This is a genomic window from Paracoccus sp. SCSIO 75233, assembly GCF_027912675.1.
In the GTDB taxonomy this organism is placed as follows: Bacteria; Pseudomonadota; Alphaproteobacteria; order Rhodobacterales; family Rhodobacteraceae; genus Paracoccus.
The window spans coordinates 424817-447524 of the sequence record NZ_CP115757.1; the positions used below are offsets into that span (position 1 = coordinate 424817).

The 22708-nt window shown below is 61.3% G+C and carries 26 protein-coding genes; 25 read left to right on the forward strand and 1 reads right to left on the reverse strand.

What is annotated here, in order from left to right:
* Positions 1-66: 66 nt before the first annotated feature.
* On the reverse strand, positions 67-321 hold the full coding sequence (locus PAF12_RS02120; protein ID WP_271108370.1) for a GlsB/YeaQ/YmgE family stress response membrane protein: 255 nt from the start codon (positions 319-321) through the stop codon (positions 67-69).
* A 375-nt stretch (positions 322-696) separates the two neighbouring features.
* On the opposite strand from PAF12_RS02120, the gene PAF12_RS02125 reads away from it, so the two are divergent.
* The 25 genes from PAF12_RS02125 to PAF12_RS02245 all read left to right on the forward strand — a co-directional run bounded on the left by PAF12_RS02125 (position 697) and on the right by PAF12_RS02245 (position 22640).
* A complete protein-coding gene (locus PAF12_RS02125; RefSeq protein ID WP_271108371.1) occupies positions 697-1062 on the forward strand; it encodes an NADH-quinone oxidoreductase subunit A in 366 nt (121 codons plus the stop codon).
* The gene (locus PAF12_RS02130) at positions 1053-1586 is read left to right on the forward strand and encodes an NADH-quinone oxidoreductase subunit B family protein (RefSeq protein ID WP_271108372.1); all 534 of its coding nucleotides are present in this window, start codon (positions 1053-1055) and stop codon (positions 1584-1586) included. Before PAF12_RS02125 ends, PAF12_RS02130 begins: the two co-directional genes overlap by 10 nt.
* A gap of 3 nt (positions 1587-1589) precedes the next feature.
* Complete coding sequence (locus PAF12_RS02135; RefSeq protein ID WP_271108373.1) at positions 1590-2213, forward strand: NADH-quinone oxidoreductase subunit C; 624 nt, start codon at positions 1590-1592, stop codon at positions 2211-2213.
* Positions 2210-2632: a GFA family protein gene (locus PAF12_RS02140; RefSeq protein WP_271108374.1), complete on the forward strand. Its 423-nt coding sequence runs from the start codon at positions 2210-2212 to the stop codon at positions 2630-2632. Before PAF12_RS02135 ends, PAF12_RS02140 begins: the two co-directional genes overlap by 4 nt.
* A gap of 2 nt (positions 2633-2634) precedes the next feature.
* Positions 2635-3870 (forward strand): NADH-quinone oxidoreductase subunit D, encoded by a 1236-nt coding sequence (locus PAF12_RS02145; RefSeq protein ID WP_271108375.1) that lies wholly within the window; start codon positions 2635-2637, stop codon positions 3868-3870.
* Positions 3867-4016, forward strand: coding sequence for a hypothetical protein (locus PAF12_RS02150; RefSeq protein ID WP_271108376.1), 150 nt, complete (start codon positions 3867-3869; stop codon positions 4014-4016). The genes PAF12_RS02145 and PAF12_RS02150 overlap by 4 nt, the downstream gene beginning before the upstream one ends.
* Positions 4016-5116 (forward strand): NADH-quinone oxidoreductase subunit NuoE, encoded by a 1101-nt coding sequence (gene nuoE, locus PAF12_RS02155; RefSeq protein ID WP_271108377.1) that lies wholly within the window; start codon positions 4016-4018, stop codon positions 5114-5116. The genes PAF12_RS02150 and nuoE overlap by 1 nt, the downstream gene beginning before the upstream one ends.
* Before the next feature lie 28 nt (positions 5117-5144).
* Positions 5145-6194: a hypothetical protein gene (locus PAF12_RS02160; RefSeq protein WP_271108378.1), complete on the forward strand. Its 1050-nt coding sequence runs from the start codon at positions 5145-5147 to the stop codon at positions 6192-6194.
* Positions 6194-6424, forward strand: coding sequence for a DUF5337 domain-containing protein (locus PAF12_RS02165; RefSeq protein ID WP_271108379.1), 231 nt, complete (start codon positions 6194-6196; stop codon positions 6422-6424). The genes PAF12_RS02160 and PAF12_RS02165 overlap by 1 nt, the downstream gene beginning before the upstream one ends.
* A 7-nt stretch (positions 6425-6431) precedes the next feature.
* The gene (gene nuoF, locus PAF12_RS02170) at positions 6432-7727 is read left to right on the forward strand and encodes an NADH-quinone oxidoreductase subunit NuoF (protein WP_271108380.1); all 1296 of its coding nucleotides are present in this window, start codon (positions 6432-6434) and stop codon (positions 7725-7727) included.
* Positions 7728-7902: 175 nt separating this feature from the next.
* Positions 7903-8310 (forward strand): DUF5333 domain-containing protein, encoded by a 408-nt coding sequence (locus PAF12_RS02175; RefSeq protein ID WP_271108381.1) that lies wholly within the window; start codon positions 7903-7905, stop codon positions 8308-8310.
* Positions 8311-8320: 10 nt separating this feature from the next.
* The gene (gene nuoG, locus PAF12_RS02180) at positions 8321-10345 is read left to right on the forward strand and encodes an NADH-quinone oxidoreductase subunit NuoG (protein ID WP_271108382.1); all 2025 of its coding nucleotides are present in this window, start codon (positions 8321-8323) and stop codon (positions 10343-10345) included.
* An 11-nt stretch (positions 10346-10356) separates the two neighbouring features.
* Entirely contained in the window at positions 10357-11151 is a 795-nt protein-coding gene (locus tag PAF12_RS02185; protein WP_271108383.1) for a hypothetical protein, read from the forward strand.
* Positions 11144-12178, forward strand: a complete 1035-nt coding sequence (nuoH, locus tag PAF12_RS02190; RefSeq protein WP_271108384.1) for an NADH-quinone oxidoreductase subunit NuoH — start codon at positions 11144-11146, stop codon at positions 12176-12178. The genes PAF12_RS02185 and nuoH overlap by 8 nt, the downstream gene beginning before the upstream one ends.
* A gap of 5 nt (positions 12179-12183) precedes the next feature.
* Positions 12184-12354, forward strand: a complete 171-nt coding sequence (locus tag PAF12_RS02195) for a hypothetical protein (RefSeq protein ID WP_271108385.1) — start codon at positions 12184-12186, stop codon at positions 12352-12354.
* A 2-nt stretch (positions 12355-12356) separates the two neighbouring features.
* Positions 12357-12848, forward strand: coding sequence for an NADH-quinone oxidoreductase subunit NuoI (gene nuoI / locus PAF12_RS02200; protein WP_271108386.1), 492 nt, complete (start codon positions 12357-12359; stop codon positions 12846-12848).
* Positions 12845-13249 carry a carboxymuconolactone decarboxylase family protein gene (locus tag PAF12_RS02205; protein ID WP_271108387.1) on the forward strand — a complete coding sequence of 135 codons (405 nt, stop codon included), beginning with the start codon at positions 12845-12847 and terminating at the stop codon, positions 13247-13249. Before nuoI ends, PAF12_RS02205 begins: the two co-directional genes overlap by 4 nt.
* Positions 13246-13848 carry an NADH-quinone oxidoreductase subunit J gene (locus PAF12_RS02210; protein ID WP_271108388.1) on the forward strand — a complete coding sequence of 201 codons (603 nt, stop codon included), beginning with the start codon at positions 13246-13248 and terminating at the stop codon, positions 13846-13848. Before PAF12_RS02205 ends, PAF12_RS02210 begins: the two co-directional genes overlap by 4 nt.
* A gap of 99 nt (positions 13849-13947) precedes the next feature.
* Positions 13948-14253: an NADH-quinone oxidoreductase subunit NuoK gene (gene nuoK, locus PAF12_RS02215; RefSeq protein ID WP_271109631.1), complete on the forward strand. Its 306-nt coding sequence runs from the start codon at positions 13948-13950 to the stop codon at positions 14251-14253.
* Positions 14254-14257: 4 nt separating this feature from the next.
* A complete protein-coding gene (gene nuoL / locus PAF12_RS02220) occupies positions 14258-16357 on the forward strand; it encodes an NADH-quinone oxidoreductase subunit L (protein ID WP_271108389.1) in 2100 nt (699 codons plus the stop codon).
* 1 nt (position 16358) lies between these two features.
* The gene (locus PAF12_RS02225) at positions 16359-17942 is read left to right on the forward strand and encodes an NADH-quinone oxidoreductase subunit M (RefSeq protein WP_271108390.1); all 1584 of its coding nucleotides are present in this window, start codon (positions 16359-16361) and stop codon (positions 17940-17942) included.
* A gap of 11 nt (positions 17943-17953) precedes the next feature.
* The gene (nuoN, locus tag PAF12_RS02230) at positions 17954-19450 is read left to right on the forward strand and encodes an NADH-quinone oxidoreductase subunit NuoN (protein WP_271108391.1); all 1497 of its coding nucleotides are present in this window, start codon (positions 17954-17956) and stop codon (positions 19448-19450) included.
* A complete protein-coding gene (locus PAF12_RS02235) occupies positions 19443-20195 on the forward strand; it encodes a biotin--[acetyl-CoA-carboxylase] ligase (RefSeq protein ID WP_271108392.1) in 753 nt (250 codons plus the stop codon). The genes nuoN and PAF12_RS02235 overlap by 8 nt, the downstream gene beginning before the upstream one ends.
* Positions 20195-20974, forward strand: a complete 780-nt coding sequence (locus PAF12_RS02240) for a type III pantothenate kinase (RefSeq protein WP_271108393.1) — start codon at positions 20195-20197, stop codon at positions 20972-20974. Before PAF12_RS02235 ends, PAF12_RS02240 begins: the two co-directional genes overlap by 1 nt.
* A complete protein-coding gene (locus tag PAF12_RS02245; RefSeq protein ID WP_271108394.1) occupies positions 20967-22640 on the forward strand; it encodes a ribonuclease J in 1674 nt (557 codons plus the stop codon). The genes PAF12_RS02240 and PAF12_RS02245 overlap by 8 nt, the downstream gene beginning before the upstream one ends.
* The last annotated feature ends 68 nt before the right edge of the window (positions 22641-22708 follow it).

The window sequence follows — 22708 nt, forward strand, 5'->3', positions numbered from 1 at the left end:
TCCCGAAATGCAAACCCCCGCAAGTGGTTTGCGGGGGTGATTTTACATATTATGCCTGCGATCTGGTCAGGTCGCCCGGTTAATCAGCCGAAGGATGACCAGCAGAAGGACAGCGCCGATGGTGGCGTAGATGATCGAGCCGATGATGTTGGTGCCTTCGCCCGAACCCATGCCCAGCACCGGGAAGACGAAGGACGCGATCAGCGCGCCGACGATGCCGACCACGATATTCACGACCATGCCCTGACCGTGACCCTTCACGATTTGTCCCGCCAGCCAGCCGGCGATGGCGCCGACGATGATTGCTACAATGATACCCATGAAACCCCCGAAATTGAACTTTCATCGCCGAACAGCCGGTCGATGTATCGGTGCCGAAACGCGCGCCTGATCGGTTGGTTCCGCTGAATGTGGGTTAAATATTTGTTAAGTTTGTATGAAATCGGACCCGTTCACCCGCGTTGAAGCATCTTTCGCCGCCGCCCGCCAACAGCAGGCGAATGATGCGTGATTGAGACATATTGTCGCCTTGTTTTCACGCTTCGCCGATAGTGCTGACATAAGGCGAAATTCCTGTCCTGCCGCATGGTGATTCCGGTCGGCCTGAGTTGACCCTTCGGGGTCGCGGGTCTAAACGGGCAATAGCCAAACCCAAACGCGGCCGGGCCCGGTCGCGACATTAGGGAGCCTGAAAAAGTGGACTATCTTCTGTCCGAATATCTGCCGATCCTCGTCTTTATCGGCATGGCATCGGCGCTCGCGCTGATTCTGCTGGCCGCTGCGGCAGTTATCGCCGTCCGTAATCCCGACCCCGAAAAAGTCTCGGCCTATGAATGCGGCTTCGAAGCTTTTGACGACGCGCGGATGAAATTCGATGTCAGGTTCTATCTGGTCTCGATCCTGTTCATCATCTTCGATCTGGAGGTGGCGTTCCTGTTTCCGTGGGCGGTCAGCTTCTACGGGCTTTCGGATATCGCATTCTGGGGCATGATGCTGTTCCTTGCCGTGCTGACGGTCGGGTTTGCCTATGAATGGAAGAAGGGGGCACTGGAATGGGCGTGATGACCGGATCCAATGTCGCCGGACCCGACCGCGATGTGCAGGTCGGCGAGTTGTCGCGGGAGTTGCAGGATAAAGGCTTCCTGCTGACCACGACGGAGGACATCATCAACTGGGCGCGCAACGGCTCGCTGCACTGGATGACCTTCGGGCTGGCCTGCTGCGCGATCGAGATGATGCAGGCTTCCATGCCGCGCTACGATGTGGAGCGGTTCGGCACCGCGCCGCGCGCCTCTCCGCGCCAGTCTGACCTGATGATCGTGGCCGGGACGCTGACCAACAAGATGGCCCCGGCCTTGCGCAAGGTCTATGACCAGATGCCGGAGCCGCGCTATGTCATCAGCATGGGAAGCTGCGCCAATGGCGGCGGTTATTACCATTACAGCTACTCTGTCGTGCGCGGCTGTGACCGGATCGTGCCGGTCGACATCTATGTCCCCGGCTGCCCGCCCACGGCGGAGGCGTTGCTTTACGGCATCCTGCAACTTCAGCGCCGCATCCGCCGGACCGGCACATTGGTGAGGTAAGCGATGGCGATTTATCCCGATACCGAGGCACTGAGCGATCTTGCCGATCTGATTCAGGTCCGGTTTGCCGATGACGTTCAGGCGACAGAGATCGCGTTTGATGAGCTGAACGTCACGGTCGGCTCCTCCGGGCTGCTGCGCGTGATCGAATTTCTGCAATCGGACGCGAATTGCCGCTTCTCGACGCTGATCGACATTACGGCTGTGGACTACCCGGCGCGGCCGGCGCGGTTCGACGTGGTCTATAACCTGCTGTCGATGTACCGCAACCAGCGCATCCGTGTGAAAGCCGCCGTGCGTGAAGATGAACTCGTGCCGTCTGCGACCGGGCTTTTCCCTGGTGCTGACTGGTATGAGCGCGAAATCTTCGACCTGTTCGGGATCATGTTCTCCGGCCACCCGGATTTGCGCCGCATCCTGACCGATTATGGTTTCCGCGGTCATCCACTGCGCAAGGATTTCCCGACCACCGGCTATGTCGAGGTGCGCTATGACGAGGCGCTGAAACGCGTTGTCTATGAGCCGGTCAAGCTGACGCAGGAATATCGCCAGTTCGACTTTCTCTCGCCGTGGGAGGGCGCGAAATATGTGCTGCCCGGCGACGAAAAGACGGAGGCGCCGAAATGACGGTGCAGACGGGATCATGTCTTTGCGGAGCCTGTCAGGTCACCGCCGATCTGAAAGCGGAGGCAGGTGTCTGTCACTGCGGCATGTGCCGCAAATGGACCGGCGGGATTTTTATCGGCGTCGAAAGCAGCGGCCCCGTCAGCTTCAACGATGATGCGCCGCTTGGCGTGTATCGCGCCAGCGAATGGGGCGAGCGGGTCTTTTGCCGTGACTGCGGATCGTCGCTCATCTGGCGGACGCAGGACGGGACATCGCATATCACCGTTTCGGTTCAGCTGTTCGACGATCCGGGCAGCTTCCCGGTAACCTCGGAAATCTTTATCGACCGCAAACCGGACAGCTACAGCCTCGCCGGTGCACGTCACACCATGACCGAGGCTGAAGTCATGGCCATGTTCGCCCCGAAAGAGGAGGGCTGAGAATGGACGGCAATCTTCGCGTCAACACTTATGATGACGGCTCGGTAGACGCCTATACCGACGAACAGGCGATCCGGAACTTCAACATCAACTTCGGTCCCCAGCACCCGGCGGCGCATGGTGTGCTGCGGATGGTGGTGGAACTCGACGGCGAAATCGTCGAGCGGGCGGACCCGCATATCGGTCTGCTGCATCGCGGCACCGAAAAGCTGATGGAGTCGCGGACCTATCTCCAGAACCTGCCATATTTCGACCGGCTCGATTATTCCTCGCCGCAGAACCAGGAGCATGCCTGGTGCCTGGCGATCGAGAAGCTGACAGGCACCGTGGTGCCGGAGCGGGCGCAGATCATCCGCGTCATGTTCGCGGAGATCGGTCGTATCCTGAACCACCTGCTCGGTGTCACCACCGGGGCAATGGATGTCGGTGCGCTTACCCCGCCGCTTTGGGGGTTCAAGGCGCGCGAGGAACTGATGGTGTTCTGCGAGCGGGCTTCCGGCGCTCGGCTGCACATGGCCTATTTCCGGCCCGGCGGCGTCCATCAGAATCTGCCGCCCGATCTGATCGACGATATCGAGGAATGGTGTGAAAGCTTCCCGGCACTTGTCGACGATCTCGACGGTCTGCTGACAGAGAACCGCATCTTCAAGCAGCGGCTTGTGGATATCGGCATCGTGTCCGAGCAGGATGCGCTCGATTGGGGCTACACGGGCGTGATGGTCCGCGGCTCCGGCCTCGCATGGGATTTGCGCAAATCGCAGCCCTATGACGGCTATGAAAACTACGACTTCAAGGTCGCCGTCGGCAAGAACGGCGATTGCTATGACCGCTATCTGGTGCGCATGGCCGAAATCCGGGAATCGACCCGGATCATCAAACAGGCCTGCGAAAAGCTGCGGAATACGCCCGGTGATGTGCTGGCGCGCGGCAAGCTGACCCCGCCGAAGCGCAGCGAGATGAAGCAGGACATGGAAAGCCTGATCCATCACTTCAAGCTGTATACCGAAGGGTTCAAGGTGCCCGCGGGCGAGGTTTATGCGGCGGTCGAAGCGCCCAAGGGCGAATTCGGCGTCTATCTGGTGTCGGACGGGACGAACAAACCCTACCGCGCCAAGCTGCGCGCACCGGGTTTTGCACATCTTCAGTCGATGGACTGGATGGCGACCGGGCACATGCTGTCCGACATTCCGGCCTTCATCGCGACGCTGGATATTGTTTTTGGTGAGGTGGACCGATGATTATCATGGGCACCCCGCCGATATATGAGACGCCCGTCGCTTTTGTTCTCGAACTTTGCGTGGCGACGCTGGCTTTTGCCAGCCTGGCGCTGCCGGTCGGACCCAAGTCCTTCTGGATCGCAACCAAGATTTACGGAAATAGCTGATGCTTCGCCGCCTTTCCCCCATCCAGCCGGACTCGTTCGAGTTCACGCCAGCCAATCTCGAATGGGCGCGGGCGCAGACGACCAAATATCCCGAGGGGCGTCAGCAATCGGCGATTATCCCGGTGCTTTGGCGCGCGCAGGAACAGGAAGGCTGGCTCTCGCGTCCGGCCATCGAATATTGCGCCGACTTGCTGGGGATGCCTTATATCCGTGCGCTTGAAGTGGCGACCTTCTACTTCATGTTCCAGCTTCACCCGGTTGGCAGCGTTGCACATATCCAGATTTGCGGGACGACGACCTGCATGATCTGCGGGGCCGAAGACCTGATCAGGGTCTGCCGCGAGAAGATTTCGCCGCATGCACATACCCTGTCGGCGGATGGCAAGTTTTCCTGGGAAGAGGTCGAGTGCCTCGGGGCATGTTCTAACGCCCCGATGGCCCAGATCGGCAAGGATTATTACGAAGATCTGACGGTTGAGAAGCTGTCGGCGCTTATTGATGCGCTCGGCGCGGGCAAGGTGCCGGTGCCGGGACCGCAAAACGGGCGTTTCTCGTCCGAGGCGAAGGGCGGACCGACCGCCCTGACCGATCTTGCGCCACCGGCAAAGCCGAATAACGCTTCGGTGACGCTTGCGCTCGATCTCGGCGATACGGTGAAGCGGATCGACGGGACCGAGGTGCCGATCCTGACACCCTGGGTGAAGAATGGCGGGGCCGGAGAAGAAGCGGCTGCGTCAACACCTGCGGAAAAACCCTCCGAACCACAGCAGGATCAAGCATCTGACGACAAAGCTGCCTCGCCCGCACAGGCTGAGCCTGCGGCAGAACAGGCAGCACCGGGGCGCCGTCCTGCCGGGCTCGATCAGGCGCGCGAGGGCGGACCTGATGACCTGAAGGAGATTTCAGGCGTGGGCCCTGTGCTCGAAAAACTGCTGCATAGCCTTGGCTTTTATCATTTCGATCAGGTCGCGAAGTGGGATGATGCAGAAATCGCCTGGGTTGATGAAAACCTTGAGGGCTTCAAGGGGCGCGTGACCCGCGACGACTGGGTCGGACAGGCCAGAAAAATTATCGAGAATCGCGAAGGCAAGAGCAGCTAGATTCAACCGAAAACCGACGGGGTGACTGATGCTGAAGAATGAATGCTCTCGGAATTGCTGGCTGGCCGCGGCTGTGGCCGGTTTGCTCGTCTGGATTTTTTCTGGCGCGTTTTTCTCTGGCCTGCTGATGGGCCTGATCACGTTCTTCCTTCTGGGAAGCCTGTTGATCTGGGGCGTCTGCCGGGGCCGTGGCGGCGTCGCCGAGGATGGCGAAGTTCTGGGAGAGCGGGCTGAAGCAATACGCGCCTCGTCGTCGGCCTCTGCCTCGGAGGATGGCATTCTGAACCGTGCGGAGCAAGCCGTGGTCGAAGCCAGTTCTGCCTTTGCCGCAGGCGCTGTTTCTGCTGCCGAAAAGGGCCGAGAGGCGGTGCAGGACTGGCTGAAAGACGATGACGACGATGACAGGGCCCGTCATGCGGCAGAGCGCCGCGATGATGATGATCGTGATGACGATGACGACGACAAGGATGACGGTTTGCTTGAGCGCGCGGAAGAGCGGCTGGAGCAGGCGGGCGAGGCCGTCAAGGATGCAATGGGCGCGATTGCCGCGCGCGGAAAAGAGGCGATATCGTCGCTGACCGAAGGCGATCAGGGTAACGCCCAGCCCGGCGGCGAAACGGCTGCAGGCACCGATCAGGGTAACGATGTTACGAAGCTGATGGGCAGCGATCTCAATGAGACGGTTTCGCCGTCAGGGCAGTCAGCTGTGCCGACCGCCGCGACAGATGCTGAACCGGGCGATGATCGCCAGAAATCGGCCGATCGCGACGCCGGGCAATCTGCCGCCCAGACCAAGACTGCCGTCCCGGATCACGATGCGGCGCACCCCGATGCGGACGATCTCAAGCAGATCAAGGGCGTCGGCCCGAAGCTGCAGGAGGTGCTGCACGAAAACGGCATTACCCGGTTTGAGCAGATTGCTGCGTGGACCGATGCGGATATCGACCATTTCGCCGAGGTGATCGGTTCAATGGGCGGGCGTATCCGCTCTGACGACTGGGTTGCGCAGGCGCGGCTTCTGGCCGCTGGCGGCGATACCGAGTTCTCGCGCCGCGTCGATAAGGGCGAGGTGTATTGATGCGCGACCCCGCCCGTCAGGACGCAGCCCAGCTTCGCCTCGCGGCCATTGTCATGGCGGTGACGGCGGTGTTGTGGCTGGCGGCGAACTGGGCGGGGCAGCGCTATGGGTGGCCGTCGCAATACGCGTTTCTCGCGGATCTTGCGGCCATCGCGGGTTTTGTCTGGTCGCTGCTTGTGACCTGGCGTATCTGGCGGCGCAGCAAGGCGCGGCCGGGCAAGGAAGGATGATGACGGAATGCTGAAGGATCAGGACCGGATCTTTACCAACATCTACGGGATGGGCGACCGCTCGTTGAAGGGCGCGCAGTCGCGTGGCTGCTGGGATGGGACCGCCGACATCATTGCGCGCGGTCGCGACAAGGTGGTCGAGGAGGTCAAGGCGTCCGGCCTGCGGGGGCGTGGCGGGGCGGGTTTCCCGACCGGCTTGAAATGGTCTTTCATGCCCAAGGAATCCGATGGCCGTCCGGCCTATCTGGTCATCAACGCCGACGAATCCGAGCCCGCGACCTGCAAGGACCGCGAGATCATGCGCCACGATCCGCACACGCTGATCGAGGGCGCGCTGATCGCCAGCTTCGCAATGGGCGCGCATGCGGCCTATATCTATATCCGCGGCGAGTTCATTCGCGAGCGGGAAAGCCTGCAAAATGCGATCTACGAATGCTACGATGCCGGGTTGCTGGGGCCGAATGCGGCTGGCTCCGGCTGGGATTTCGACCTGTATCTGAACCACGGTGCCGGGGCCTATATCTGTGGCGAGGAAACCGCGCTTCTGGAAAGCCTCGAAGGCAAGAAGGGCATGCCGCGCATGAAGCCGCCTTTCCCGGCGGGGGCGGGGCTTTATGGCTGCCCGACCACGGTGAACAATGTCGAATCCATTGCCGTTGTTCCGACCATCCTGCGGCGCGGTCCGGAGTGGTTCGCCAGCTTCGGGCGGGCGAATAACGCCGGAACCAAGCTGTTTGGCCTGACTGGCCATGTGAACACGCCCTGCGTCGTCGAAGAGGCGATGTCGATCCCGATGCGTGAGCTGATCGAGAAACATGGCGGCGGCATTCGCGGCGGCTGGCAGAACCTCAAGGCGATCATCCCCGGCGGCGCATCCTGCCCGATCCTGACCGCCGAGATGTGCGAGAATGCCATCATGGATTACGACGGCATGAAGGAGCTGAAATCGAGCTTCGGCACCGCTTGCATGATCGTGATGGATCAGGACACCGATGTCATCAAGGCGGTCTGGCGGCTGTCGAAATTCTTCAAGCATGAAAGCTGCGGCCAGTGCACGCCCTGTCGCGAGGGCACCGGCTGGATGATGCGGGTGATGGAGCGTTTGGTGACCGGCGAGGCGGAGGTCGAAGAAATCGACATGCTGCTCGACGTGACCAAGCAGGTCGAAGGCCACACGATCTGCGCGCTTGGCGACGCGGCAGCATGGCCGATTCAGGGTCTTATCCGCAATTTCCGGGGTGAGATCGAGGATCGCTTGAAGGCGAAGAAAACCGGGCGCATGGGCGCCATGGCGGCGGAGTGATGGCGATGAACGCAGGCCGGATAGCGGGGGGCTTCAACGGGATGCGGCGCATGTCCGTTCCGTCTGCTGCCGCGTTGGTCCGTTACGGCTTCACGATGCGCTCACCCCTCCGTGTCGGGTGGTTGAACAACCGCTGTGATATGGCTGGCCTCGTAAATCAACGGAGGCACGAGCCATGAAAAAACTTATCCTATCCGCACTGACTGCAAGCATTGTCGCCGCTGCCGTTCCGGCTTTGGCGCAGGTGCCGCTCAGCCAGGAGAAATACATCAATGATCGGCTGATCGCTGCACGGGTCGCGGACCGGGTGCGGCGGGAATGCGGGTCGATAGATGCGCGCATCGTCTATGCCTGGAGCCAGGCGCGCGCATTGAAGCGTTATGCGCAGAATCAGGGCTACTCGGACGCCCAGATCGACGCATTTCTCGACAGCAAGCAGGACAAGGCCCGGATCTATGCCGCGGCTGAGGACTATCTGACCCGGAACGGCGCGGCGAAGGGGGATGCGGAATCCTATTGCCGCATCGGCCGGGCCGAAATCGCAAGCAAGTCGGTCGCCGGATCATTCCTGGTGGCCAAGTAAGGACGACGTTATGGCAGATTTGCGCACCATCAAGATTGACGGCAGGGAAATCGAAGTCGATCCCAACCTGACCCTGATTCAGGCCTGCGAGCAGGCAGGGATCGAGGTGCCGCGCTTCTGCTATCACGAACGTCTGTCGATTGCCGGCAATTGCCGGATGTGCCTTGTGGAGGTGGTGGGCGGCCCGCCCAAACCCGCCGCCTCCTGCGCGATGCAGGTCAAGGATCTGCGCCCCGGCAAGGACGGCGCGCCGTCCGAGATCCGCACCAACTCGCCGATGGTGAAGAAGGCCCGCGAGGGGGTGATGGAGTTCCTGCTCATCAACCATCCGCTTGACTGCCCGATCTGCGATCAGGGCGGCGAATGCGATTTGCAGGATCAGGCGATGGCGTACGGCGTCGATTTCAGCCGCTATCGCGAGCCGAAGCGGGCGGCGGAAGAACTCAATCTCGGTCCGCTGGTCGAGACACATATGACGCGCTGCATCTCGTGCACGCGCTGTGTCCGTTTCACGACCGAGGTGGCGGGCATCACCCAGATGGGCCAGACCGGCCGGGGTGAGGATAGCGAAATCACCAGCTATCTCAACGAGACGCTGAACTCGAACCTGCAGGGCAATATCATCGATCTTTGCCCGGTCGGGGCTCTGGTCAGCAAGCCCTATGCCTTTACCGCCCGCCCGTGGGAATTGACCAAGACCGAGACCATCGATGTGATGGATGCGCTCGGCAGCAATATCCGCGTGGATACGAAGGGGCGCGAGGTCATGCGCATCCTGCCGCGCAACAATGACGCGGTGAACGAGGAGTGGGTCAGCGACAAGACCCGGTTCGTCTGGGACGGGCTGCGCCGTCAGCGTCTGGACCGGCCCTATATCCGTGAGAACGGCAAGCTGCGCGCGGCTGACTGGGGCGAGGCGCTGGCCGCTGCCGCGACGGCCATGAAGGGCAAGAAAATTGCCGGTCTGATCGGTGATCTGGTCCCGGTCGAGGCGACGTTCAGCCTGAAGCAGATGATCGAAGGGCTTGGCGGCAAGGTCGAATGCCGGACCGACCGGGCGCGACTGCCTGCCGGGAACCGCTCCGCCTATGTCGGGACCGCGACGATTGCCGATATTGATGACGCGGAGATGATCCAGCTCATCGGCACTGATCCCAGAAATGAGGCACCGGTTCTCAATGCCCGCATTCGCAGGGCGTGGAGCCGGGGTGCCATGATCGGGCTGGTCGGTGAGCCGGTCGATCTGACCTATGAATACGCTCATGTCGGCAATGATCGCGCCGCGCTGGAAAGCCTTTCCTCGCGCGAGATCAGTCAGGAAACCAAGGACAAGCCGACGATGGTGATCGTCGGGCAGGGCGCGATCCGGGAAGCGGATGGCGAGGCGGTTCTGGCCCATGCGATGCGTCTAGCGGAGAACACCAACTCCAAGCTGCTGATCCTTCACACAGCTGCGGCCCGTGTCGGCGCGATGGATGTCGGTGCCGTGACCGAGGGCGGGCTGGATGCGGCCATCGACGGGGCCGAGGTGGTCTATAATCTCGGCGCGGACGAGGTCGATATCGCGCCGGGTGCGTTCGTGATCTATCAGGGCAGTCATGGCGACAGGGGCGCGCATCGCGCCGATCTGATCCTGCCGGGGGCCTGCTATACCGAAGAAAACGGTCTGTTCGTCAACACCGAGGGCCGGCCGCAACTGGCCATGCGCGCCAATTTCGCGCCGGGTGTCGCCAAGGAAAACTGGGCGATCCTGCGGGCGCTGTCGGCGGAGCTTGGCACGAAGCTGCCCTGGGACAACCTGTCCGCGCTGCGCCGCGCTCTGGTCGAGGCCGTGCCGCATCTGGGGCAGGTGGATCAGGTGGCGGCGAACGAATGGCAGCCGCTGGATCGCTTCGATCTGGGCAATGCCGGTTTCCGCTATGCGGTGACGGATTTCTACCTGACCAACCCGATTGCGCGGGCATCTGCGCTGATGGGCGAATTGTCGGCGATGGCGGCTGCGCGAAGCGCGTCGCCGGATCTGGCTGCGGAATAAGAGGGAACGCGATGCGGCTTGGCCGGATCACAGCAGGCGTTGCAATCCCGGCTCTGGCCGCCCTGTCCGGCTGCAGCAATGCCGCCACGAATGGGGGGCTGGATGAGCGCCCGCAGCTCAAGCCCGCGACCTTGCCGGTTCAGCTTGAAGGGCCGACCGAGGACACCTCGATCCTCGCTGGCGTCTCCACGAATAGCGGCGAATTGCTGATTCTGGAAAACGACGGATCGGTGACGCGCACTCAGGTCGATTCGACCGAAGGACGGCAAGCGCTTCGGCAGTCGGAGGAGGAGATGCGCAGCCTCTCCGAGGTGCTGGTCGAAGATACGACGATCATTGTCGAGGATCTGCCCAAGCAACCGACCGCGCAGGAGGTTGCGCTGGAGGAATTCGCGGCGCGGCGGCAGTCAGCATTGCCCGCCAATATCGTTCCCGCACCGGAAGAAGCGTTTCTTTACAGCAATGTCCGGCCTGTCGCACGCGGCAAGGATGACAGCGGGGACATGTTCTCCGTGCTGGTGAATTTGCGTGAAGGGGTGGACGAAACAACCGCCTTTGCCTATGCCACCTGTACGCTGGCCGCGTGGTCAAGCCGCACCGATACGCCCTATGCGCGCCATATCAGGACGATGTCGGATAAGCGGCGCGGCGTGGTTGCGGTCGACTCGATTTTTGTGATGTCAGAGACCCTGCCGCTCGGTTTGCAGGTGATGGAACGAGAACAGACCTTGCAAGACTGCAAGGCGAACGGGATTCCCGCCCGGATTACGGCGGGGTCAGAAGAAGGGATGAGTGAGAATGGCTGAATTCTGGGCATCTCCGCTGGGTTACGCGATCATCATGCTTGGTCAGGGCCTTGCGATCATCGCCTTCGTGATGGGTTCGCTGATCTTCATGGTTTACGGCGACCGCAAGATCTGGGCGGCGGTCCAGATGCGGCGCGGGCCGAACGTGGTCGGACCGTGGGGGCTGCTTCAGACCTTCGCCGATGCGCTGAAATATGTCTGCAAGGAAATTGTCGTCCCGGCGGGTGCGGATAAATTCGTCTTTTTCCTTGCGCCTTTCCTGTCGATGACGCTGGCGCTTGTCGCCTTCGTTGCGGTGCCGTTCGGGCCGGGCTGGGTGATGGCGAATATCAATGTCGGCATCCTGTTCATCTTCGCCATGTCCTCGCTTGAGGTCTATGGCACGATCATGGGTGGCTGGGCGTCGAACTCCAAATATCCGTTCCTGGCTTCGCTGCGCTCTGCCTCGCAAATGATTTCCTATGAGGTCAGCATGGGTCTGATCATCATCGGGATCATCATCTCGGCCGGGTCGATGAACCTGTCGCAGATCGTGGAATCCCAGCGTGGGGCCGGGCTGCTGAGCTGGTACTGGCTGCCGCATCTGCCGATGCTGGTGCTGTTCTTTGTCTCGGCGCTGGCAGAGACCAACCGCCCGCCTTTCGATCTGGCGGAAGCGGAATCCGAACTCGTGGCCGGTCACATGGTCGAATATTCCTCGACCCCGTATCTGCTGTTCATGGCGGGGGAATATATCGCCATCTTCCTGATGTGCGCCCTGATCTCCGTCCTGTTCTTCGGCGGCTGGCTGTCGCCGGTGCCGTTCCTGCCGGACGGGGTGCTGTGGATGGTCATCAAGATGTGGTTCTGGTTCTGGATGTTCTCGATGGTGAAGGCGATTGTGCCGCGCTACCGCTACGACCAGCTCATGCGGATCGGCTGGAAGGTTTTCCTTCCGCTGTCGCTCGGCTGGGTCGTGCTGATCGCGATCTTCGCCCGTTATGAAGTGCTTGGCGGGTTCTGGGCCCGCGCAGCGACAGGAGGTTGACGGATATGTCGGAGCAAACCATCGCAAGCGCGCTTGCGAAAGCCAGCGAGACCGACAAGGCCGAATTCGCGCATTATCTGGCGGATCACGCATTGCAGAGCAGCGATGCGGCGCAGGTCCGCGCGCTTGTCGCCGCGTTTGACCGTTTTGTCGCCGAACGTCTGAAGGAGCGCTGAGAATGGCTTTCGATCTTGCCCGCGCAACCAAGTATTTCCTGCTGTGGGACTTCATCAAGGGGTTTGGTCTGGGGGTGAAGTATTTCGTCGCGCCCAAGGAAACCATCAACTACCCGCATGAAAAAGGCCCGCTCAGCCCGCGTTTCCGTGGCGAACATGCGCTGCGCCGCTACCCTTCCGGGGAAGAGCGCTGCATCGCCTGCAAGCTGTGCGAGGCGATCTGCCCGGCTCAGGCGATCACGATCGATGCCGAGCCGCGCGAGGATGGCAGCCGCCGGACGACGCGCTACGACATCGACATGACCAAGTGCATCTATTGCGGTTTCTGTCAGGAAGCCTGCCCGGTCGATGCCATTGTCGAAGGCCCGAATTTCGAGTTCGCCACCGAAACCCGCGAAGAGCTGTTCTACGACAAGGACAAGCTGCTTGAGAACGGCGCTCGCTGGGAGGCCGAAATTGCCCGTAACCTTGCGATGGATGCGCCGTACAGATGAGTGATGCATTTAACCGCCTGTTTCAGCAGATGCTCCAGTCCGGGCAGGAGATGGCGCAAGCCTTCAATCCGGCGATGGAACATGTCGACACCCGTGCCTTTGAAAAACTGGTTCCGACCATGCCGGCGGATATGCTGGAAATGTGGTTCGGCAAGACCTTCAACCGCGAGGGGCTGGACGCCAAGACCCGGCTTCTGCTGACCATCGGGGCGATCACCGTTCAGGGTGCATTGGCCGAGCCGCAATTGCGCATGACCATTCGTCAGGCGCTCGCGGCGGGTGCGACCAAGCGCGAGATTGCGGAGACGATTTATCAGATGAGCATGTTCGCCGGGCTTCCCGCCATGCAGAAGGCACTGGAGATCGCCTCCAGCGTCTATGAAGAGGAGGACAAGGAATGACGGTTTTCGCATTCTATCTGTTCGCTGTCGTGGCGTGCTGGGCCGGTTTCATGGTTGTGATTTCGAAGAACCCCGTCCACTCGGTCCTCTGGCTTATCCTGACTTTCCTCTGTGCCGCGGGGCTGTTCGTGCTTCAGGGGGCGGAGTTCGTCGCCATGCTGCTGCTGATCGTCTATGTCGGCGCGGTCGCGGTGCTGTTCCTGTTCGTCGTGATGATGCTCGACGTGGACTTCGCGGAGTTGAAGGGGGAACTGGCGCGGTTCCTGCCGCTCGGTCTGGTCATCGCGCTTGCGCTGCTGACCGTGCTGGGGATGAGCGTGACGGGCTGGCAGTCTGCCGATGGCGCCGCCGCCAATCTGGCCGCGCCGATGGCGGCGAATACGGAAAACACGAACTCCATCGGGCTGGTGCTCTATGACCGCTATTTCCTGGCCTTCCAGCTTGCCGGACTGGTGCTGCTGGTGGCGATGATCGGCGCGATTGTTCTGACCCTGCGGCATCGCCGCGACGTGAAGCGTCAGAACGTGCTGAAACAGATGTGGACGGACCCGAAAAAGCAGGTCGAACTGCGGGACGTCGAGCCGGGGCAGGGGCTTTGAACGCGGGTGGATGGGTCGCCGTTGCCGTCGGGATAGCGACGGCGGTTCTGGTGGCGAATGGATATTTCAGCGGGTGAAAAACCCGAAGGGACAGAAACGATGATCGGATTGACACATTATCTGGTGGTGGGGGCGATACTGTTCGTCACCGGCATCTTTGGCATCTTCGTGAACCGCAAGAACGTCATCGTCATCCTCATGTCGATCGAACTCATGCTGCTGGCCGTGAACATGAACTTCGTCGCCTTCTCGGCGCATCTGGGTGACCTGAACGGGCAGGTCTTTACCCTGTTCGTGCTGACGGTCGCGGCGGCGGAGGCGGCCATCGGGCTTGCGATCCTCGTGGTGTTCTTCCGCAACCGCGGCACCATTGCCGTCGAAGACGTCAACGTGATGAAGGGCTGAACCTATGGCAAAGATCATCCTGTTTGCGCCGCTGATCGGTGCGTTGATCGCCGGGTTCGGCTGGCGTCTGATCGGCGAGAAGGCGGCGCAGTATCTGACGACCGGCATCTTGTTCCTGTGCTGTCTGCTGTCCTGGATCGTCTTTCTGGGCTTTGACGGCCAGACCCAGCATATCCCGGTCATGGACTGGGTGGTGTCGGGTGATTTCACCTCTGCCTGGGCGATCCGTCTGGACCGGCTGACGGCGATCATGCTGATCGTGGTGACGACGGTGTCGGCGCTCGTCCATCTCTACTCGATGGGTTACATGGCCCATGACGAGAACTTCACCGAGAAAGAGAACTACAAGGCGCGGTTCTTCGCCTATCTGTCCTTCTTCACCTTCGCCATGCTGATGCTGGTGACCGCCGATAACCTCTTGCAGATGTTCTTCGGCTGGGAGGGCGTCGGCGTCGCCTCCTATCTGCTGATCGGTTTCTACTACAAGAAGCCAAGCGCGGGCGCCGCTGCGATGAAGGCGTTCATCGTCAACCGGGTCGGGGATTTTGGCTTCCTGCTGGGGATCTTCGGGCTGTGGTGGCTGACCGGAACTGTGGTCTTTGACGAGATTTTCGCGCAGGTGCCGGAGATCGCTGACACCAGCGTGCGTTTCCTCTGGACCGACTGGAATGCGGCCAACCTGCTGGGCATCCTGCTGTTCATCGGTGCCATGGGCAAGTCGGCGCAGCTTTTCCTTCACACATGGTTGCCTGACGCGATGGAAGGCCCGACGCCGGTTTCCGCTCTGATCCACGCCGCGACGATGGTGACGGCGGGCGTGTTCCTCGTCTGCCGCATGTCGCCGCTTTATGAATTCGCGCCCGATGCGAAGCTGTTCATCACCATTATCGGCGCAAGCACCGCGTTCTTCGCGGCGACCGTCGGTCTGGTGCAGAACGACATCAAGCGGGTGATCGCGTATTCGACCTGCTCGCAGCTCGGCTATATGTTCGTGGCGGCGGGTGTTGGCGTCTATTCCGCCGCTATGTTCCATCTGCTGACGCATGCTTTCTTCAAGGCGATGCTGTTCCTCGGTGCCGGTTCGGTCATCCACGCGATGCATCACGAACAGGACATGCGGAACTATGGCGGGCTGCGGAAAAAGATCCCGCTGACCTTCTGGGCAATGATGATCGGCACGCTGGCGATTACCGGGGTCGGTATTCCGCTGACGACCATCGGCTTTGCGGGCTTCCTGTCAAAGGACGCGATTATTGAAAGCGCCTATGTCGGCAATCAGTTCGGTTTCTGGGCGCTGGTCATCGCAGCGGGCTTCACCAGCTTCTACAGCTGGCGGCTGATGTTCCTGACCTTCTACGGCGAACCGCGCGGCGACAAGCACACCCATGACCACGCCCATGAATCGCCGCGCGTGATGACCGTGCCCTTGGGCGTTCTGGCGGTCGGCGCGATCCTTGCCGGGATGGTCTGGTATGGCGATTTCTTCGGTGACCGGGTGAACAGCTTCTTCCATATGGGCGGCGCAGAGGCCGAGGCCACGACGGAAGAAACCGCGTCGGGCGAAGATGCTGCGGCAGAAGGTGGCGAAGAAACCGCCGCTGTGACCGAAGAACATGCCGCGCCGGGTTATGTGAATACCGATGTGCCGGCGCCCGTAGGCGGGGCAATCTACATGCACCCGGACAACCACGTCATGCATGACGCGCATTATGTGCCGAAATGGGTGAAAGTGTCGCCCTTCATCGCGATGCTGATCGGCTTGTTCACGGCCTTCATGATGTATATCCGCTACCCCGACGCGCCGGCGAAACTTGCCGCGACGCAAAGGCCGCTCTATGAGTTCCTGCTGAACAAATGGTATTTCGACGAGATTTACGACTATGTCTTCGTGCGGCCGGCGCGCTGGCTCGGCCGTTCGCTCTGGCAAGGGGGCGATGGCAGGGTGATCGACGGTGCCATCAACGGGATTGCCATGGGGCTGATCCCGCGGCTGACGCGCTTCGCCGGGCGCATGCAGTCGGGCTATCTGTTCCACTACGCGCTGGCGATGGTGCTTGGCATTCTGGGGCTTCTGATCTGGGTCATGGCGCGGGGGAGTATGTGAGATGAACAATATCCTCTCCATCATCACCTTCTTGCCGCTGGTCGCCGCCCTGATCCTCGCCATCTTCCTGCGGGGTGACGATCAGGCATCGCGGATGAACGCGAAATGGCTGGCGCTGATCGCGACCACGGCGACATTCGTGATCTCGCTGACCGTGCTGTTCGGGTTCGATCCCGGCAATACCGACTTCCAGTTCGTCGAGAACCGCAACTGGATCCTGGGCCTGCGCTACAAGATGGGCGTCGACGGGATCTCCGTCCTGTTCGTCATGCTGACCACCTTCCTGATGCCGCTGACGATCCTGTCGACCTGGGACGTTCAGACCCGCGTCAAGGAATACATGATCGCCTTCCTTGCGCTTGAAGGGCTGATGATCGGCGTGTTCACCGCGCTCGACCTGATCCTGTTCTACCTGTTCTTCGAGGCCGGGCTGATCCCGATGTTCCTCATCATCGGCATCTGGGGTGGCAAGAACCGCATCTACGCGGCGTTCAAGTTCTTCCTTTATACCTTCCTCGGCTCGGTGCTGATGCTGGTTGCGATGGTGACCATGTATCGCGCGGCTGGCACCACGGATATCGTGCAGCTTCTCGCGTTCGACTTCTCGACGGAACCGCTGCATTTCCTCGGCTGGACGATCTTTGGCGGGTTGCAAACGCTGCTGTTCCTGGCCTTTTTCGCCAGCTTCGCGGTGAAAATGCCGATGTGGCCGGTCCATACCTGGCTGCCCGACGCGCACGTCCAGGCACCCACGGCGGGCTCGGTCGTGCTGGCGGCGGTGCTGCTGAAAATGGGCGGCTATGGCTTCCTGCGCTTTTCGCTGCCGATGTTCCCGGTCGCCTCCGAGATTTTCCAGCCGGTGGTGTTCTGGCTGTCGGCGATTGCCATTGTCTACACCTCGCTGGTGGCGCTGGCGCAGTCGGATATGAAGAAGCTGATCGCCTATAGCTCGGTCGCCCATATGGGTTACGTCACCATGGGTATCTTCGCGGCCAATCAGGTCGGCGTGGACGGCGCGATTTTCCAGATGCTGTCGCACGGCTTTATCTCCGGCGCGCTGTTCCTGCTGGTTGGCGTGATCTATGACCGCATGCACACACGCGAGATCGACGCCTATGGCGGGCTGGTCAACCGGATGCCGAAATATGCGCTGGTCTTCATGTTCTTTACGATGGCCAATGTCGGGCTTCCGGGCACTTCGGGCTTTGTGGGCGAGTTCCTGACACTGCTCGGTACGTTCCGCGAAAATACCTGGGTCGGGCTTGTGGCCACGACCGGGGTGATTTTCTCCGCCGCCTATGCGCTTTGGCTCTATCGCCGGGTGACGCTTGGCGCGCTGATCAAGGAAAGCCTCAAATCGATTACCGACATGAACCCGCGTGAACGCTGGATTTTCGTGCCGCTGATCGTCATGACATTGTGGCTTGGCATCTATCCGCGCGTGGTGACGGATATCACCGGACCCAGCGTCGCGGCCTTGCTGAACGACCATGACGAGGCGGTTGCGAATATGCCGGACGATCCGGCCGCCTATCGCGTGGTTGAAGCCGCCGCAGGGGCCGAAACCGCCCAGGCAGAACACTGAGAGGACCGGACATGACGTCACTCGATTTCACGATCATCATGCCGGAAATCCTGCTCGCGGCATATGCTTTGCTGGCGCTGCTGGCCGGGGCTTATCTGGGCAAGGACGCGATAGCGCGGCTGCTTCTCTGGACCACGGTTGCAGTGTTTCTTCTCCTCGCATTCTTTGTCGAGGTTGGCGCCACGCCGGAAGGGGTCGCCTTCTACGGGATGTTCGTCTCGGATCAGTTCGCGCGCTTCTGCAAGATCCTGATCCTCGTATCGGCTGCTGCTGTCATGGCGATGAGTGCCGATTATCTCGACCGTCGCGGAATGCTGCGGTTCGAGTTTCCGATCCTGATCTCGCTGGCGGTATGCGGGATGATGGTCATGGTCTCGGCGCGCGACCTGCTGACGCTTTATCTCGGTCTCGAACTGCAATCGCTGTCGCTTTATGTGGTGGCTGCGATGCGCCGGGATTCGGTCAAGTCGTCTGAGGCGGGGCTGAAATATTTCGTGCTCGGCTCGCTCAGCTCCGGCCTGCTGCTCTACGGGGTGTCGCTGATCTACGGCTTTGCGGGCACGACCGGATTTGCGGGCATTATCGATGTGGTGCAGGGCGGTGCCTTGCCGGTCGGGCTGCTCTTCGGGATGGTCTTTGTGATCGTCGGCCTGGCCTTCAAGGTCAGCGCGGTGCCGTTCCATATGTGGACACCTGACGTCTACGAGGGCTCGCCCACGCCGGTCACGGCATTCTTTGCCACGGCACCCAAGGTCGCGGCGATGGCGCTGCTGGCCCGCGTCCTGACCGATGCGTTCGGGCGCGTGCCGGGCGATTGGGGGCAGATCCTCGCGGTGCTGGCGCTTCTGTCGATGTTCCTCGGCTCAATCGCCGGGATCGGGCAGACCAATATCAAACGCCTGATGGCCTATTCCTCGATCGCACATATGGGGTTTGCGCTTGTCGGTCTGGCAGCGGGGACCGCGATCGGTGTGCAGGCGATGCTGCTGTATATGGCGATCTATGCGGTCATGAATATCGGCGTCTTTGCGTGGATCCTCTCACTGCAACGTGACGGGGAGCCGGTCGCTGATCTGGCCGGACTGCATCAATTCGCCAAGGCCGAGCCGGTCAAGGCGATGGCGGTGCTGATCCTGTTCTTCAGCCTCGCAGGCGTTCCGCCGATGCTGGGCTTCTTCGCCAAGCTGGGCGTTCTGAACGCGGCAGTCGATGCGGGGATGACGTGGCTGGCGATTGCGGGCGTGATCGCGTCGGTTATCGGGGCGTTCTACTACCTGCGGATCATCTATTACATGTATTTCGGCAATGATATCGAGCCGGTGCGCAGCCGCATGGGCGGGGTGTCCTACGGGCTGCTGGTGGTTTCGGCAGCTGCCGTGCTGCTCGGTTCGGTGAGCATGCTGGGTGTGGACCGCGCAGCGGGGCGCGCTGCCGATGCCCTGATGGTGATCGAGGACGCGCCTGCCGGGGCGAATGTGACTGCGGAAGCGGCGCAACAAGTTGAGTGAATCCGCGACATGGCCAGACGGGGTTTCGCGGCATATCCTGCCGCGCTGCCCCTCGACCAACGCCGAGGCATTGCGCCTTGCGCCGAAGCTCAGCGGCCCTGCCTGGGTTCTGACCCATGATCAATATGAAGGCCGGGGCCGCCGAGGCCGTGCATGGGCGATGCCGAAGGGAAACTTTGCAGCCTCGCTCGCCCTGAAACCGCAAGGCGATGCAGGGCAGGCGGCGCAATATTCCTTCGTCGCGGCGCTGGCGCTTTACGACGCATTGGGTCAGGCCGCCGGTCCCGCTGTCAGGCTGGCGTTGAAATGGCCGAATGACGTGCTGCTGAATGGCGGCAAAATTGCAGGCATCCTGCTTGAAAGCTCGGGGCATGGCGGTCGTGTGGATGTCCTTGCCATCGGCATGGGTGTCAATCTCGCCGCCGCGCCACCGACAGATCCGAACGCCGCCTTCGCGCCGGTCAGCGTTTACGAAGAATCCGGAATGAAGATTGGCCCGGAGGAATTTCTGGATATTCTCGCCCCCGCATTCGCCGCCTGGGAGGCCCGCTTGCTGAACGAAGGTTTCGGCCCGATCCGGGACGCATTCATGGCCCGTGCGGCGCGTCTTGGCGAAACCATCACGGCGCGCACCGGCACGGCGGAGTTCACCGGGCGGTTCGAAGGCATCGACGATGCCGGCTCGCTTATCCTGATAACCGCCGCTGGCCGCCAGACGGTCCCGGCCGCAGATGTGTTCTTCTGATGCTGCTTTGTATCGATACCGGCAATACCAATACCGTTTTCTCCATCTGGGATGGTGAGCGTTTCCTGTCCCATTGGCGGATCGCGACGGATCACACCCGCACGGCGGATGAATATTACGTCTGGCTGGAGACACTGATCTCGCTGACGCATTTCGAGCTGGATATCGACCGCTGCATCATCTCGTCCACGGTGCCGCGCGTGGTGTTCAACCTGCGTGTGCTGTGCAACCGCTACTTCAACACCCGTCCGCTGGTCGTCGGCAAGCCCGACTGCCTGCTGCCCGCCGAACCGCAGGTCGATCCCGGTGCCTCGGCGGGGCCGGATCGCATCGTGAATGCATGGGCGGCCTATGACCGGCATGGCGGCGATCTGATCGTGGTCGACTTCGGCACCGCCACCACATTCGACGTGGCCGGAGCTGACGGCGCCTATATTGGCGGGGTGATCGCCCCCGGCGTCAATCTCAGCCTTGAGGCGCTGCATATGGGGGCGGCGAACCTGCCCCATGTCGACGTGACCAAACCTGCGCGGGCCATCGGCACTAACACCGTCGCCTGCATCCAGTCCGGCATCTTCTGGGGCTATATCGGCCTTGTCGAGCGGATCATCCGCCAGATCCGTGACGAGCGCGGACTGGAAATGAAAGTCATTGCCACCGGCGGGCTTGCGCCGTTGTTTGAGCAGGGTACGGATGTCTTTGACAGCGTGGAAGACGATCTGACCGTTCACGGGCTGCGGCTCATTTACGATTATAACAAGGAGGCCGGAAATGTCTGACCGACTGATCTATCTGCCGCTCGGCGGCGCGGGCGAAATCGGCATGAACGCCTATGTTTTCGGCTATGGTCCCAAGGGGAAAGAGCGGCTGATTATCGTCGATCTGGGCGTGACCTTCGGCGATATGGACAGCACGCCGGGCGTCGATCTGATCATGGCGGACACGGCATGGCTTCAGGCCAACAAGAACCGGATCGAGGCGATCTTCATCACCCATGCGCATGAGGACCATGTCGGCGCATTGGGACTTCTTTGGGACCGGCTGGAAGTGCCGGTGCATTGCCGGAAATTCACCGGCACGCTCGCGCGGATGAAGATGGAGGAGCGCGGCCTGCCCACGGACGCGATCCGCATTCACGAACCGCGCCCGAACGTGATCGAGGCGGGGCCGTTCAAGGTGCAGTTTGTCCCGATCAGCCACTCCATCCCCGAAAGCTCGGCCCTGCTGATCGACACGCCGGCGGGCCGGATTGTCCATACCGGCGATTTCAAGCTGGACGGCACACCGGGCGTGGGCGAGCCTTTCGATCCGAAGCTATGGCACGACATCGCCCGCGAAGATGGCGGTGTGAAGGTGCTGACCTGCGATTCAACCAACGTGTTCAGCCCCCATCCCGGCCGGTCGGAGGCGCTGCTGGCCAATCCGCTGCTCGATTTCGTGATGTCGCAGCCGAATATGGTCGTCGCGACGACCTTTGCCTCAAACGTGGCGCGGGTGAAAACGCTGGCGGAGGCGGGGGTGGCCGCGGACCGGCAGATCTGTCTTCTGGGCCGTTCGATGCGGCGCATGGTACAGGTCGCGACGGAAACCGGCGTGTTGAGTGATTTCCCGAACACGATCAGCCCGGAAGACGCCGCCGATCTGCCCCGCAACAAGGTGATGCTGATCGTGACCGGCAGCCAGGGCGAACGGCGCGCGGCAACCGCGCAGCTCGCGCGCGGTTCCTATCTGGGGATCCGGCTGAAGGAAGGCGACAGCTTCCTGTTCAGCTCGCGCATCATTCCGGGCAATGAACGCGGCGTGATCCGCAATATGAACCAGTTTTCCGAAATCGGCGTCGATGTCTATGACGCTGACGACGGCACCTATCACGTCTCCGGCCACGCCAACCGCCCCGATCTGGAGGCGATCCACGATCTGATCAAACCGCAAATCCTGATCCCGATGCATGGCGAGCATATGCATCTGCGCGAACATGCCGAGATCGGGCGGTCGAAGGGGCTTTCATCGATCGTCGCCACAAATGGCACGATGGTCGACATCACCGGCGATACGCCCCAGATCGTCGATGAGGTCGAAAACGGGCGCATCTATCTGGATGGCAGCGTGCTGATCGGCGCCATGGACGGCGTGGTCCGTGACCGTATCCGCATGGCGCTGAACGGTCACGCAATGGTCAGTGTGATTGTCGATGAAAACGACAACCCGTTCCCGGATGCCTGGGTGGAACCTATGGGCCTGCCGGAAACCGGCCGCTCCAACCAGCCGGTCGCACAGATGGTCGAGGCCGAATTGTCAGAGTTTCTGGAAAAAGCTGACGCCAAGACCGTCGCTGACGACCAGAAGCTGGAAGAGGCGGTGCGCAAGATCACCCGTCAGGTCGCAATGGAAGAGATCGGCAAGAAACCCGAGGTGACCGTCATTATCAGCCGCCTCGCACCGTAATCCCGCTGCGCCGCCTGCCCGTAGCTCACCGGATGGCTTGACGGGGGCGGTTGCGCTTGCCAAATGCT